This is a genomic window from Stieleria bergensis (genome assembly GCA_007745635.1).
Classification (GTDB): Bacteria; Planctomycetota; Planctomycetia; order Pirellulales; family Pirellulaceae; genus Stieleria; species Stieleria bergensis.
This window is the reverse complement of the sequence record CP036272.1, coordinates 5670590-5684677: the sequence shown is the minus strand read 5'-3', so window position 1 is coordinate 5684677 and position 14088 is coordinate 5670590. Positions and strand designations below refer to the sequence as shown.

The 14088-nt window shown below is 55.1% G+C and carries 11 protein-coding genes; 6 read left to right on the top strand and 5 right to left on the bottom strand.

All coding sequences use genetic code 11. The features are described from left to right. Positions 1-222: 222 nt before the first annotated feature. Together SV7mr_RS19925 and SV7mr_RS19920 are read left to right on the top strand one after the other, a co-directional pair. Positions 223-1698 carry a sensor histidine kinase gene (locus SV7mr_RS19925; RefSeq protein ID WP_145276016.1) on the top strand — a complete coding sequence of 492 codons (1476 nt, stop codon included), beginning with the start codon at positions 223-225 and terminating at the stop codon, positions 1696-1698. A 285-nt stretch (positions 1699-1983) separates the two neighbouring features. After that, positions 1984-2832: a glycosyltransferase family 2 protein gene (locus SV7mr_RS19920; RefSeq protein WP_419187651.1), complete on the top strand. Its 849-nt coding sequence runs from the start codon at positions 1984-1986 to the stop codon at positions 2830-2832. A 110-nt stretch (positions 2833-2942) separates the two neighbouring features. On the opposite strand, the gene SV7mr_RS19915 is transcribed toward SV7mr_RS19920, so the two are convergent. Beyond that, positions 2943-3863: an O-fucosyltransferase family protein gene (locus SV7mr_RS19915; protein ID WP_145276014.1), complete on the bottom strand. Its 921-nt coding sequence runs from the start codon at positions 3861-3863 to the stop codon at positions 2943-2945. Between the two features lie 416 nt (positions 3864-4279). On the opposite strand from SV7mr_RS19915, the gene SV7mr_RS19910 reads away from it, so the two are divergent. Both SV7mr_RS19910 and SV7mr_RS19905 read left to right on the top strand, forming a co-directional pair. Next, positions 4280-5341, top strand: a complete 1062-nt coding sequence (locus SV7mr_RS19910) for a glycosyltransferase family 2 protein (RefSeq protein ID WP_419187650.1) — start codon at positions 4280-4282, stop codon at positions 5339-5341. A gap of 82 nt (positions 5342-5423) precedes the next feature. Beyond that, positions 5424-6206 carry an FkbM family methyltransferase gene (locus SV7mr_RS19905; protein ID WP_145276012.1) on the top strand — a complete coding sequence of 261 codons (783 nt, stop codon included), beginning with the start codon at positions 5424-5426 and terminating at the stop codon, positions 6204-6206. Between the two features lie 79 nt (positions 6207-6285). Here SV7mr_RS19905 and SV7mr_RS19900 read toward each other — a convergent pair whose 3' ends face one another. The 3 genes from SV7mr_RS19900 to SV7mr_RS19890 all read right to left on the bottom strand — a co-directional run bounded on the left by SV7mr_RS19900 (position 6286) and on the right by SV7mr_RS19890 (position 9244). Further along, on the bottom strand, positions 6286-6948 hold the full coding sequence (locus SV7mr_RS19900) for a sulfotransferase family protein (protein ID WP_145276009.1): 663 nt from the start codon (positions 6946-6948) through the stop codon (positions 6286-6288). Between the two features lie 110 nt (positions 6949-7058). Beyond that, positions 7059-7889 (bottom strand): FkbM family methyltransferase, encoded by an 831-nt coding sequence (locus tag SV7mr_RS19895; protein WP_419187649.1) that lies wholly within the window; start codon positions 7887-7889, stop codon positions 7059-7061. Positions 7890-8158: 269 nt separating this feature from the next. Further along, positions 8159-9244 (bottom strand): glycosyltransferase family 9 protein, encoded by a 1086-nt coding sequence (locus SV7mr_RS19890; protein ID WP_145276007.1) that lies wholly within the window; start codon positions 9242-9244, stop codon positions 8159-8161. Between the two features lie 354 nt (positions 9245-9598). Here SV7mr_RS19890 and SV7mr_RS19885 point away from each other — a divergent pair, with 354 nt between their 5' ends. Further along, the gene (locus SV7mr_RS19885) at positions 9599-10723 is read left to right on the top strand and encodes a glycosyltransferase family 9 protein (RefSeq protein ID WP_145276005.1); all 1125 of its coding nucleotides are present in this window, start codon (positions 9599-9601) and stop codon (positions 10721-10723) included. Further along, positions 10723-11118, top strand: coding sequence for a nucleotide pyrophosphohydrolase (locus tag SV7mr_RS19880; RefSeq protein WP_145276003.1), 396 nt, complete (start codon positions 10723-10725; stop codon positions 11116-11118). Before SV7mr_RS19885 ends, SV7mr_RS19880 begins: the two co-directional genes overlap by 1 nt. Before the next feature lie 22 nt (positions 11119-11140). On the opposite strand, the gene SV7mr_RS19875 is transcribed toward SV7mr_RS19880, so the two are convergent. Then, positions 11141-13741, bottom strand: a complete 2601-nt coding sequence (locus SV7mr_RS19875) for a DNA gyrase subunit B (RefSeq protein ID WP_145276000.1) — start codon at positions 13739-13741, stop codon at positions 11141-11143. Between the last annotated feature and the right edge of the window lie 347 nt (positions 13742-14088).

The window sequence follows — 14088 nt, the reverse complement described above, 5'->3', positions numbered from 1 at the left end:
TCCCGAGGTCGTATGGTTTGATCTCGACAGGCGGATCCCCCGTCGGGTCAGAGCTTTCCATGGTGCGGAGATCGTCGCGTGACTTCCAACTTTTCCTCCTCGTCTTCAGCTGGTGGTTCGCACCCGCATCGTTCGCATTCGGCTTCCACCCACCCAATCCACTCTCAGCCGGTTCCCTCCCTCCCCGTCTCCGCTCTCCCAATCCATGGTGGGGACGAATCTGTGGGAACCGTCGCGGTCCGTGAGTTAGCGTCACCGATTCGTGTGCCTGACTCCAAGATCCGTCAGGTTTCTGTGACTGATTCTGAATCCTCCATTCAGGATCCAAGTGGCGACCAACAGGAGCTGACGCGAGATCTGGCTCACGAGATGGCGGGACCATTGGCAAAGGTGAATGACTCGATCCGGCGGCTGCGTGATGGTGGCTATGGCGAACTGTCCGAGGCACAGACGAAGTGTCTTGACCGTTCGATCACTCACTGTGATACGCTGGAACAGATGGTTCGGCAGCTAACCGGTTGCGATGAAAGCGGAAGCACCCTTTCATCCATTCACCGCCGCTGGGTCTCGATCGACGAATTGAAGGACGTGATCGATCAAGCTCTCGATCCCGTTTCCAGTGGTCGAGGAGTCAGACTGTTGTGGGACGTGGCCCTGGGGCGAGCGATTCAAACCTATGTCGACCCAAGGGTGTTGCGGCGATTGGTCGTCAATCTGGTCAATCTTGGGCTCCAAAACTCTGCTCCTCATCGCATCGTTCTGGTGCGTTGTCGTCCCGTGGGCCGTCAACAGCGTTTGCAGTGGTCGATTGTCGATGAAGGTCGAGGCATTGGCGAGACTGACTTGGATTTGATTGCCAAGGGAATGACGCCGTCGATCTATGCGGGTGGACCGTCCTTGGGGATCAGCCGGCGGTTAGCGGCGGCGTTGTATTCGGATTTGATCATCGACTCACGGTTAGGACTGGGAACCAGTGTCAGTTTTCAAACCCTTTGCGGAGGCCCAGCCGATGTGGCCCAAGGGTATGCGAAGTGGCGCTGCGGGTATTTGAGCAAGTTTTCCACGCGCTCCCCCATTTCCAATGATCATCTCAATCGAGCCGCGGTGAAACGGACCTTGATGGATCCTGCGATGCATCCCGCTGGGAAGGTCATCTTGATTGACAACGTGCATGTCGATGCTCCTGAGAGAACGTTGCGGTTAAAAGGGCCCGGGCCTTTCGAAGGGTTGATGGACAACGCCAGTATCGTTCAGGTGTCTTTGGGGGCGACCTGTGCGTCGGCGGCCAAAGCAGCGTTCAGTGGGTTGCTGGATCAGGTCACGACGGCGTCCGAATTCGTGTATCAAACCGGGCGTGAGCAATGGGTGTTGGTGCTTGATGGAAGCGGTGCCGACACGCTTCGCCGCATGGAAGCCATCGAAAGCATTGCCGAGCAACAGATTGGTGGCCTGCGAATCTCGTGGGGCGAGAGCATCGTGATGGGCGAAGTTTCCGGTCGGCCACTTGATCAATGGCTGTGCAGTCGCCTAGCTGATCTCTTGACACGACAAGTGCTGAATCAGAAACGCTATGTGCTAGATGACCGCGACGAACTGTTTGGCGGTCGCCCGGCGCCCGGACCATCGATCAAAGTCAGCATGCGACTGGAGAAGGAACTGGTTTGGCTCCGTTCTTACCACGAAACGATGCAGCGATAGCCAAAACCACCATCTCTCTTGCCAGCTGCCCTCCGTGCTCGTTGAGGCGTTATGGGAGTCGGCGCCCTGGTGTCGTGACGCAGCATCTTGCCCCATTGCGAGTTGGCGCAATCAAGCCGAAATTCTTTTTCCAATTCGCGAACGACCTTGATAAACAGGGCCGCCGTTTGATATTCCCACCACGGATGAGGGCATCCGGTCAGCATTTGCTTGAATTGCTATTCCCCGATCGCTGTCCTGCCCACCTCGTTTCCTCCCTGTTCGGCCCCCCGTGGATCAGGTTGTATGCCTGCAACAATCAAAATCGACACAGCTAAGCCGCGCATCAGCGTGATCATTACGACTTACAATGCGCCGGAAGAATTGTGGCTGGTTTTGCTGGGATATGAGCAACAAACATCGCGTGATTTTGAGATTCTGATCGCTGATGATGGCTCTGATGAGCGCACGCAACAAGTGATCGATCGATTTAGAAGCGTGTCGTCTCTGCATGTGAAGCACGTCTGGCATGAGGACAACGGGTTCGCCAAGTGCAAGATCCTCAATACGGCCGTCAAGCAAGCCGTTAGTGACTATTTGCTGTTCACTGATGGTGATTGCATCCCTCGAGCGGATTTCGTTGCGGTTCACTTGCAAGAAGCACGTCCGGGCTGGTTTCTCTCAGGAACCTACAACAACATTCCCAGTTCATTTAAATCCTTGATTGGTGAACAGGAAGTGATTTCTGGTGAGGCATTCAAGCTCAGTTGGCTACGAAAACATGGCCTAGAGTTTTCACCCAAGTGCTTGCGATTGATCAAGAGTTACAGTCTTCGCTTGCTGTTGAACTCACTCACCACGACTCAGCCAACATGGAATGGTTGCAACGTTTCTGGTTGGAAGTCAGACGTGGTCGCCGTCAATGGCTACGACGAACGCATGCGTTACGGTGGCCTTGATCGGGAATTAGGCTTGCGTCTCAATAACTTGGGCATTCGCGGCAAACAGATTCGTTTCAAAGCCATCTGCCTGCACGTTGACCATGAGCGCGGCTACATGAACGAGGAAGATCTGAAACGCAACCTCGCCATTCGTCAGGCAACCATCGAGACCAAGTCCACGCACACGGATTTTGGGATTCGTCGGGCTGCCTAAAGCGTCCCGTGCCGCGACAAAGCTTTCTAAATGCGCAGCAGCCTTCCTCTCACTGACTTTCTGTCATTGGCAAAGCATCATCGCTCTGCATTGATCTGCAACGCATCGCGTTAGGCTGCAGCCCGCGTGGGGTGTAGGACCGATTGAACCACCGCTGGATCCACCAAGGTTTCACGATCACGACGGCGCAGCATTCGCAAGCAGGGAACCTGGCCCATAAATGCCGACCACGCTGAAAACGTACTCGGAGGACCAATAATCAGATCGACTTCAGCCAGACTGTACATGTCTTCGATCGGATGGCCGGTCGGAAAGTGAACGTCTAAGCCGGCAAAGTCTTGCTGGGTCAGGTTGCTATTACCGCAGACCAAAAATGTCGTTTGCTGGGGCTGATTTTGTTCAGCGATCAGCCGCATGGTGGCAGCATAGTCTTCGATTGGATAGTAGTAGCGGCCGTCTTTCCAGGTTTGATAATCGCCATGTCGAATGTGCACACCGACGATTCGATTGCCGGTGCGGCGCAAAGGAGCCAGGCTTTGCTGAATGTTGGCTTGATGCTCAGGAGCGATTTGAAAGTGAGTCCGAACAGCGGCAGCGTGTTTGGCGAGTAATGGTGCGCTGCGAAACTTCCAGCCGGCGACCAGCAGTGGACGTTTCGACTGTGCTTGGCGACGGAATTCGGGTTCGTGCAGGATGCAGTTCTCTCGATGCCGAAGCCGGACCACATGAGCTGGAAAACGCTCCAGACGCAAGTGACTAAGGACTCGACCGGTGAGATAAACCTGTTTGCAAATCAGTCGGCGAACGAGGTCGCTGGTCTTCGATTCGTTTTCTGATGTCTGCGTTTGGTGGGCCGATGGTCGCGGGTAGCGACACCAATAGTCGTCGGCAACACTGGGGAAGTAGCACGCGTATTCGTTGAGGTGCGGGAAATAAAGCGTGACATCGTATTCGATCGCCGCTGCCATCAAGTGAGCATACAAACGCAGGCGGTTTCCCAGCTGTCCATACTGTCGAGTCGCGATAATCACCAGAACGCTTCCTGCGGAAAGTGATGAAGTGGTATTCGGTCGTTGGTGGCCAGACCATCGAACCAGCTACGATTCGGCCCAACATGAGAGGGAGCATAAAGACACAGACTGGGTTAGTGCAAGAGAGCTATTGTCTGTCGTTTATCCCACGGTGAGTCTGAACGCCGGAGGTGATTTCCCTTGGGCGACTGACTACCGAATGCTGTGGGGGGGTGGCCGCAGCGTGGAATCGTCTTGCGTGAAAAACGCATGTTTTGATAGAGTCCCGATAACGACCTTCGTGCTCAACCAGTCCAGCTGTAAATTAGTGGTTTTGACAAAGCAAAACTGCTGGTTTGCTAATGGTTTCAGTGCAATGCTGTCGCGTATCGTTGCTCTGTCAACGCCGAATCTAGCTATTCAGAGAGCCGCCTCGGGTGCCTAACACGACCAAGCCATCACAGATCGATGGCGTAAACGACGAGATCACAGGCTATCGGTTTGAGACCGATGACCTTTGCGTGAGCGATCGCATGCCCGGCGTCAGTGCCTTCATGCGGATTCGCAACGGTGCGGAGTTTTTGGAAGCCACAATCCGCAGTCACATCAATTTCTACGATGAAATCGTCGCGGTTTACAATCAGTGTACCGATGACACTCCCGACATCCTGTCGCGATTGCAGCAGGAGTATGGCAGCCATCGACTGCGGCTGATCCACTACACCGACCGAGTTTATCCGCAGGGCTCCAGCGGTCATGCCACGACCGATCCCAGATCCGAGCACAGTCTGGTCAACTACTGCAACTTTGCGCTCGCTGCAACGCGTTACCAGTATGCAACCAAGCTAGACGATGACCATGTCGCCATTGTCGGGAATACCCAGGCGTTATGCGACGCGATTCGCGCGGGCGAAGTCAATGATCGGCAAATGTATAGCTTTTCGGGGCTGAACCTGTTTCGTTCGGCTGAAGGAGAGCTGAAGATCCTGGCTCGAGATCCCATTTCTGGCAGCGGTGATATTGGCTTCTTCCGCGTCAGCCGGGAGACCTATTTCTACCATGACCGTCGTTTCGAACGGTTCCGCCGAGTGGGCCTGCGGCGCGTCTTCGCTGGCTTCTTGTATTGGCACTTGAAGTACCTCAAGGATCAGTTTGGCTTCGCAAACTGCGAGCTCTCCGACAACCCACAGAGTCGCTACGTTAAGCAGCAGGCAGCGTTGCAAGATCAGGCCGTCGAGTTATGGGATTTGCATGAACTCGCGATCGCCAAGCAGCCTTCGCGCTTGCAGGCACTGATTGGTTTGTTATCGGAAAAGTTTCATTTCATTCGCAATCGAGACGCCGGTCTCTCAGCTGCCTTTCCAGAACAATCTGTCATCGATGCTTTTCATCGAACGGTTGGACCAGACATGATGGCTCACGAATCGATCCGCAGACTGCTATCGTCTGCGGAGGCCGGTTCCGTCGCCTCGGCCGCCGTTGATGCCTCCGCCGCATAGCAGAAAGACTGTCGAAGTCAGCGATGGCTTAAATGACAGTGCCCCGTCAATCACAATGAACGTACCCCATTAGGATTCTCCGATGACTGCGCAACGATCGGCCGCAAGACGCGTTTGGCGAACATTTCGCTCCTTCCGTGATGCTGTTTGGACCAAGCTCGTGGCGTCAACCAAGGGCCGCAAGCCATCCTCAACCTGTCAAATCGATTCGCTTGCTGAGATCTTCGCAGCCGAATTCGATCCGATGGGCGGTGGTCAATTCGTTGAGGTGGGTGCCTATGACGGCGAGCGTTTCTCCAATACCTCCTGGCTGGCGGACAATGGGTGGCACGGGTTGTATCTCGAGCCCTCGGTTGACTATGCCCGTCTGTGTCGGATTCGTCACTGCTTTAACAAGACGCAAGTACTCAACCTAGCGGCGGGTGAAGGCGAGTCTGAAGCGGTTCTGATGCAAATCGGTGCCCTCAGCACGATGTGCGAAGACACACTCAAAGAGTACGAGCGGCTCGACTTTGCCAAGCGGATGATGTTTAAGGAACGCAAGCCGCAAACCACCGTTGTAAGAACACTCAACAGCATTCTAACGGATGCTGGTATTGAGCCAGGCTTTGAGCTCTTAGTCGTCGACGTCGAAGGCTATGAAGAAAAGGTCTTTAGCGGCTTCGATCTGTCCGCGTGGTCTCCCCAAATGTTGATTGTCGAACTGCACGACTGCTGTGATTCGTTCGACGATGATTCGGAAACTGCCGAGTCAGCCAGTCGAGTGCGTCAGAAGATCTTGGCCGCTGGCTATCTGGAACTCTATCGCGACTCGGTCAATACGATCTTCAAGCGAATGGATCAGCAACAGCGTCAGGTGGCGTAGTCGACTTAAGCGACGTTATCGGCAAGCGAATCGCTTGCCGATGCTAGGGGCACGGTGAGTCTCGCTAGATGCTCTGGACCTAGCTAATCATCTCATGAGCCAGCTGATAGCCGTGCTCGTGCAGCCATTCGGCGTGCCGTTGTTCAATCGCCTCCACGAATTCATCACTCAGGACGCCCTGCCACGATCCGTGGCGACCATCCGTGATGTGGTTGCGATGATACAGGTTTTGTTTGTGATAGGTCTTTCGTTTCTTGCCTTTGCTTTCGTAGGCCAACGCCTCAACTGAGGCAGTGATCACAGCTGGGTCGATCTCTGCGATGCCGAGCGTCGTTGCGACTTGCTGAACGATCGTTTCCTTCTCGACAAGCATGTCTTCGTACCGCATCACGTAATTGGCTTTGGCCGCCCATTGGCCATGTTCACGGACGAATTGATCGACCATATCCAGGGTCGCGGCTTTATTGAACTTGCGAACCGGACTGGCGGTGGCGTCACGAATGTCGCGATACGAATACAGGATGACATCGGCTGATTCGGCGATCTCAGCATCAAATTCGTGCAGCTTGATCAAACAACTTCCCTGCGTAGGAAGCTTTTTGAAGTCGCCAACCCATCCGAACGTGAATCGCTTCGAAAGGCTGGTGTCGCTTTCGATCAGTAGCCGAGCAACGTTGTAGAGCCAGGTGCTGCCTGAGCGAGGCATACCCGCAGACAAAAAGATAGTGCGTGTGAAAGCCATGATTGATCCAAGGTGCTGAATGAGCGCGGCAATCTCATCAGGTCACGATATTGAGCCGGCAGACGGCTGAACACGCTGGCGACTGAGACAAGCCGGGACAAAGGGCAGCGTCATCGCGTTCGAGAGAATCGCTTGGAGAGCTGTAAATCCTTGCGAACGGCCAAGTAGTTCATCGTGCGAAACTTTTCGTGCTTTTCGCGATACTTGGGAATTCTCAAGAGGCAGCGAGAGGGAAGCACGCGGTACAACTCAAAGTCCATTGAATCGAACAAGAGGTAGAAGTCCTGGAAATAGGTTCTTGTATCGATATTGCAGCCGCCAAATTCAAACTGCACCATGGTGATGGCACCATTTGCTAGCAAAGGCATGGCACCGTTGATGACGTCAAGTTCGTGCCCTTCCACGTCGATCTTCAATAGATCAATGGCCTCGATCTGCTTTTCCTGGCAGTAGTCTGAGAGCGTACGCAGCTCAACTTCTTCGCTAATTTTGCCGTGGTCGATGCCGATATGATCGAGTTTTCGCTCCGTTAGCGACGCTAACCCCGATCCCTCTTCATTCATGAACAGCGTCGAGTGTTTTGCTTGATCGGCCAAACCGAAATTGTTGAGTTGAACGTTGGATGCTTCAGCCAGGTTCTCTTGCAAGATTTTGAAGGTCTTGCCAGAGGGCTCAAAGCAATGCAGCTGAAAATCACTGTGATCTTTCAATGAACCGAGCAACGCCGTTGCATACTGGCCTTGGTTAGCACCCACGTCAAAGATGGTGAGTGGGCCGGAAGCAGCGAACTTCACAGCGTCAAAGACGACTTTCTCGCCGCTTCGAGAAGCTCCCGCGCCACAGCCGATTCCCAGACCAAACTCCAGTTGGGAGATCATGTATTCCGTGACTCGTGGCGGAATCAATCGATTCAATAGCGTATTGGGGGCACGTAGCTTCATCGGTTTCCCTCCCAGCTTGGGGTTCTGCATCGGTTGTCAGTTTCCGGCACTGCTTGCCTGTTGGTGTTTCGGAGAGACACCGGGGCAAACCCGAGGGAAAACCCCCGGTGGTCGTCGTGGGCGACAATACGAGAGAAAGTTGGGGAGGGTCAAGTGAAGATCTTTGGACGCAGTAGCTGCGCTAGGGCCTCGTCGTCCTAGTTGCTGTTAATCTGGGTGGCTACGCAAGACTGGGATGCCCCTGTTCGCTTAGGCAGCGGCGGGTTCGCTTAGGCAGCGGCCTCGCGATCACGTTCCCAGACGCGATCGATCGCGTCACAAACATCTGCCGTACTGATCTGACAGATGGCTTGATTGGAGGCTTGGCGTCGCTCGCGAGAGCTTCCCGTCTCGTAGGCTTTCTGTAACGCCACTTGCCCATACGGGCCACTATCGCCGGGCCTTGTGGCTCCATAGAGTCCAATCGTGGGCGTGCCTACGGCGACGGACAAATGCAACGGTCCGGTATCGTTGCTGACGAATAAATCCGCCATGGAGATCAGTGCAGCAAGCTGCTGAAGATCAGTCGCGGGTGCTAGCGTGGCATGACCATGACTGGTGTCAACGATTTGCGTCGCCATCTGGTGGTCGAGCCCATTGCCCCAAACCGCGACACACTGGGCACCGTAGCGCCTTCCAAGATACGAGGCTGTTTCGCCAAAGCGCTCGGGTAACCAGCGTTTGCTATGCCAAGTCGCACCGGGATTTAGCACGGCAAGAGGCTGATTGGGGAGTGTGCTGCGGTAGGTTTTGGCCCAGTCCATGGCTTGCTGATCAAGCGGGAACTGCCAGGTGACCTGCGGCGAGTCAATCCCCAGGGGGCCAAGCAGTTCCAGCGAACGGTCGGTCAGATGCGACCGCTGGGGAGCAACACGAATGTTTGTAAACAAACGACTGAGCTCTCTTGCGCAGGAACCAAAATAGCCGATGCGGTCTTTGGCTCCGGAGAGGTAACCTGCTAACGCAGATTTGGTCATGCCTTGGCAATCAATGGAGACATCGCACTGGAGTTGCCTCAATCGAGCACGCGACTTCAGGAGTGACTTTGGGGATGTGAACCATTTGCGGCGCAGCACAATCACCTCGTCAACGGCTCGATGTCCCATCAGGACGGGTGAGGATTTTTCTTCGACCACCCAAGCAATGTAGGCGTGCGGAAACGAGGCCCGCAAAGCACAGGCCACCGGCATCGTTAGAATCGTGTCTCCGATGGCGCTCATTCGGCTGATCAGGAAACGAGGCGGCCGGCACAAATCGTTCAACGGAGTGCGAATGGAATGGTTTTCACTGCTGGCCGCTTGCTCTCGATCGGTCATGGTTTGCCCTATGAAATCCGTGTTGTGGTTGCCCTTTGTCAACGGGAAACGCTATCAATCGCCGACTTCACTGAGCTACCGCAATGACTGCGTTAATCACGCGTTTTGGGTGCGGGTTTTCCGACATCAAACGCGTCCTAGAAGGCGATCTCAGGCGGGGATTGAGAGGTTCATTCAAGCCCGACTCGTCCCGTTCTTCGGCGGTGCCACTAGCCCCGATGTGCCGCTGATTCTGGTCTGGATTCAGGTTGCGGAAGTTTGTAACGTGCAGGCTGGGGTTGGCGCGTAGGCAGCGACAGGATCGTCGCGTCTGGTTCGTGTTTAGATCACATGGAATCTGGTAAGGATTGGACGATGTCCAGAACAGAAAAAACACCCAAGTCCGGGTTCCGGAAAAAGAGCCTTGATCCCCAGCAGCTCTCCGCCTTTATTGCGCCGCAGATTGACCTGCCGCCTGATCAACCACGCTTTCTAATCAGCCGCCTGGGCAAGATCGGTGACTCGATCCTGACGATGCCTGTGGCCTGTGCCCTGCGTGAGCATCTTCCCGGCGCCTACATCGCCTGGGCGGTCGAGGAAGACTCGGTGCCTGTGCTGGAGAATCATCCGGCTGTGGATGATGTGGTGGTCATGAATCCCGGCTGGTTGGCCTCGCCCAATCGATTGCGTGCGGCCCGAAATCAATTGCATCGACTTGCCTGTGATGTGGCGATCGATTGCCAAGGCGGTGGCGCTTCCGCGCTGGCTTGTTTTCTATCAGGAGCTGCCCATCGCATCGGTTACGCTGGTAAGAGCGTGCATGGGATTAGTCGTTGGATCTCCAATGTTCATGTGCAACCAGTGTTCAAACACTTGACGGACCGTTCGCTTGAACTGCTAACACCCTTAGGGATTCATAAACCAACGGTCCGTTGGCAGTATCCGATCGCCGCCCCGGCTCAGAGATGGGCCAGTCGCTATCGCAACACCTTTTCAAGCAACAGAATCGCGCTGCTGAACCCCGGAGCAACATGGCATAGCAAACGCTGGTTGCCGGAACGGTTCGGTGAAGTGGCTCAGTATTTGGGACGGGAATACGGATACACCAGCATTGCCGTTTGGGGCAATGGTCTCGATCATGCACTGGCATCCGACATTGTCTTGACAAGCGGAGGCCACGCGGTGCTCGCGCCAGAGACTGACTTGCAGCATTTGGCCGCATTGATTGAATCGTCTGACTTGTTGATCAGTAGCGACACCGGTCCGCTACACATGGGCGTTGCGGTGGGAACACCGGTGATCGGACTGTACGGTGCAACTCAGCCAGGTGACCGTGGTCCATACGGTCAGATTGCCATCCAAAAGGCTTATGAATCGGGCTCGCGACGCCAACGCCGCAATGCCTCTAACGCTGCCATGTGCGCGATCACGGTGCAAGATGTCTGTCGCGCCATTGAGCAGATGAACTTGCCAGCAATCTATCAGCTACAGGCTGCCTAATGGGCCATCCAACAGATCCAGAGCTGCCGACACCTGATAGTCGTGACAGTGAGACCAGTGTCAGTCAGCTTGGCCAACTGGTCGAAGACTTTGTTCAGCAGCGCAGCTGGCAGCGATTTCATAATCCCAAAAACTTGGCGATGTCACTGGCGATCGAAGCCGCTGAGTTGATGGAGCATTTTCAATGGTTGACGCTGGAGCAGGCCGCAGCCTTGCAAGACGATCCACAGCGCAAAGCAAATGTGGGTGAAGAGGTGGCCGATTGCTTGGCGTACTTGTTGGCGATTGCCAACGTGATGCAGATTGATCTGAGCAGTACGCTGGCAACCAAGATGATTGCCAACGCCAAGAAGTATCCCGTGGAATCGGCCAGCGATTACGGCAGCGATTTCTAAGCGAATCGCCGTAGGAGACGACTTAGACGTCCAGGTTGCGAACATCCAGGGCGTGCTTTTCGATGAACTCACGCCGCGGTTCAACTTTATCGCCCATCAATAGTCGAAACATTTCGTCTGCCGCACCGGCGTCCTTCATGTTGACTTTGATCAGCGTTCGGTTGTCAGGATCTAGCGTGGTCTCGCGCAGTTCCTCGGCGTTCATTTCGCCCAGGCCTTTAAAGCGAGTCACTTGCAGTCCTTTTTCACCAGCCGCACGCACTTCGGGTAGCAAGTCGCGAAGATCGTTCATCGGTCGGCGATTGTCTTCGCCACGGATGATTTCAAAGCGCGGAGTGGTCATCCCGGTCCGATCGGCGGGAATCAAATCTTCAAGTGCAAAGCCAAGCGGCGAGAGTTCTTTCAGGCCGCTGTTTAAGGTGCGAACCTCATGCAGTTCGGTCAAGTGAGCGATGACTTTGCTGTCGGCTTCTTCGTCGCCGGTTGCTTCTTCGTCGCCGGTTGCTTCTGCTTCGCCGTTCTGTTCGGCTTCTTCGGCAGCCGCGTCGTTCTCATCGTCGAGAATCAAGTTGTTCTCATTGAGATGCGTTTCAACTTGTTCGGCCTCGTGGAACCAATGTTCCTCGTTGCCGTAGGTCAGCAGCAGTGGTGGCAAGCGGTTGCTGACGGGGTCAAGTCGCATCGCGTGAGCTCGCAGCGAGACGCCGCGCCGTTCGAGTGCCAGGATGGCATCTTCCATAGATGCCAATGCTTCGCACAGGGCGCGCATTTGGTCGCCGTCAACACGGCGGCCATCTTCAGCCTCAAACACGGTGTCTTTGAGACCGCGTTCAAGGAGCTGTGATTTCATTTCTTCGTCGGTTTGGACATAGTGTTTCGAGCGTCCATGGACCACACGGAACAGCGGTGGCTGAGCGACATACACGTGTCCATCGGCGACGAGCTGATACATTTGTCGGTAGAAGAAGCACAGCAGCAGTGTGCGAATGTGGCTGCCATCAACGTCGGCATCGGTCATGATCACAACTTTGTTGTAACGACGTTTGGAAACGTCTTGATCAGCACCGATTCCGGTTCCAATGGCTTGGATCATGGAACGAACTTCTTCGTTGGCCAGGACCTTGTCTTCGCGGCTTTTGTAGGCGTTAATGATTTTACCGCGAAGTGGCAGGATCGCTTGGTAATCGCGCATACGACCGCCTTCGGCAGAACCGCCTGCCGAGTCACCTTCCACCAGGTACAGTTCGCAGCGTTCCATGACTTTGCTGATGCAGTCACGCAGCTTGCCAGGCAGTCCGCCGCCGCCGAGAGCGTCTTTGCGTTTTCGCAGCAAGTCTTTGGCTTTGCGAGCGGCTTCACGAGCTTCGGACGCCAGCATGCCTTTGCGGACAATGGCTTTGGCGACGCGCGGGTTCTCTTCGAGGTATTTGGCCAGTTGTTCACCAACGCCACCGGAGACGATGCCGTCGACTTCGCTGTTGCCCAGTTTGGTTTTGGTTTGTCCTTCGAACTGAGGGTTCGGAACACGCACGCTGATGACAGCTGTAATGCCTTCGCGGATATCGTCACCGCTAAGCGTTTGGTTCTTCAGCAGGTTCTCTTTCTTGCCGTAGTTGTTCAGCGTTCGCGTCAGTGCTGTCCGAAAACCTGAAACGTGCGTTCCGCCTTCGATGGTGTGAATGTTGTTGACGTAGGACTGCACGTTTTCGGTGTATTCCGTGCTGTACTGCAAGGCGATTTCGAACTGGCAGCCTTCTCTTTCACCGGTGATGGTGATGACATCGCTATGCAGGGTGTCGCTGGCACGGTTGAGGTGCTCGACGAATTCAGTGATCCCGCGTTCGTATTGGTAGTCGCCGCCTTCACCGTTGCGTTCGTCCAAGAAGGTGATGCGAACGCCACTGTTTAGGAATGCGAGTTCCTGCAGTCGTTTGTTTAGGGTGTCAAAGTTGTACTTCGTGGCGGAGAAGATTTGACCGTCTGCTTTGAACGTGGTCTTGGTGCCGGACTTGCTGGTGCTGCGTCCCTTTTTGATAGGGCCGGTCGCGACACCGCGCTCGTACTCTTGACTCCAGGTGAAACCATCGCGGCTCACTTCCGCTTCGGCCCACTGGCTTAGGAAGTTGACAACGGTCACGCCGACACCGTGCAAACCACCCGAGGTTTGGTAGGCACCTTTTTCGAACTTGCCGCCGAACTTCAGCACGGTCATCACACCTTCTAGGGTGCTGACTTCACGGCCGAGTTCTTCGGAGAGCTCTTTGTGGGGGGTGACGGGGATTCCTCGGCCATCGTCTTCAACGGTCACGCTGCCATCGGTGTGGACGGCGACGGCGACTTTGGAGGCGAAACCAGCCATGGCTTCGTCGATGGAATTGTCGACGACTTCGTAGACCAGGTGGTGCAATCCTCGATTGTACGTGTCGCCGATGTACATTCCGGGGCGTTTGCGAACGTGATCCAGGTCGGAAAGGTGCTGGAGGTCCTCGTCCGTGTATTCTTCGTTTGCAGCGGGTACGGAGGAGACTTGGGCGGCCTGGGGAGTGTTTTCCGGCGTTTGAGCCGCTGGGTCGGCATCAGACGGTGTCGAACTGGAAGATTCCGGTGGAGGGACGTCGCTCATTGAAACCTGTCGAGGCAGTAGCTGCGAAGGGGCCCCACTGCCAGCCGCCGCCAAAACGGAGCCGTCTTGGGGACGGGATTTTCAGCCCGTAGTGTAGCAATTTTTCGTTCCAGCGGCGAGGTGTGTAAACCCGGCAATCGGCCAGTTTCTTGCCTGAGTTCTGCCCTTCAGCGAGATCCGTTTTTAGCCGGCCTGACGATTTTGATTTCATGCCCTAGAATTTGCCTCGCCGCTTCGGTTTTCAGCATTTTGATGCGGCCAAACAAGATGCTTCAGTCGCCCCGTCGAACGCATTTTGTTCTTCTCAGGTGAACCGGTTCTCCGGTCCTGATGTCCGTGTTTCCGAA

Excerpts from the sequence above, each read along its gene's own strand:
- SV7mr_RS19895 (WP_419187649.1), bottom strand. The coding sequence starts at position 7,889 with ATGAAGCTACGTGCCCCCAATACGCTATTGAATCGATTGATTCCGCCA.
- SV7mr_RS19875 (WP_145276000.1), bottom strand. The coding sequence starts at position 13,741 with ATGAGCGACGTCCCTCCACCGGAATCTTCCAGTTCGACACCGTCTGAT.
- SV7mr_RS19905 (WP_145276012.1), top strand. The coding sequence starts at position 5,424 with ATGACTGCGCAACGATCGGCCGCAAGACGCGTTTGGCGAACATTTCGC.
- SV7mr_RS19890 (WP_145276007.1), bottom strand. The coding sequence starts at position 9,244 with ATGACCGATCGAGAGCAAGCGGCCAGCAGTGAAAACCATTCCATTCGC.
- SV7mr_RS19920 (WP_419187651.1), top strand. The coding sequence starts at position 1,984 with ATGCCTGCAACAATCAAAATCGACACAGCTAAGCCGCGCATCAGCGTG.
- SV7mr_RS19880 (WP_145276003.1), top strand. The coding sequence starts at position 10,723 with ATGGGCCATCCAACAGATCCAGAGCTGCCGACACCTGATAGTCGTGAC.
- SV7mr_RS19885 (WP_145276005.1), top strand. The coding sequence starts at position 9,599 with ATGTCCAGAACAGAAAAAACACCCAAGTCCGGGTTCCGGAAAAAGAGC.
- SV7mr_RS19900 (WP_145276009.1), bottom strand. The coding sequence starts at position 6,948 with ATGGCTTTCACACGCACTATCTTTTTGTCTGCGGGTATGCCTCGCTCA.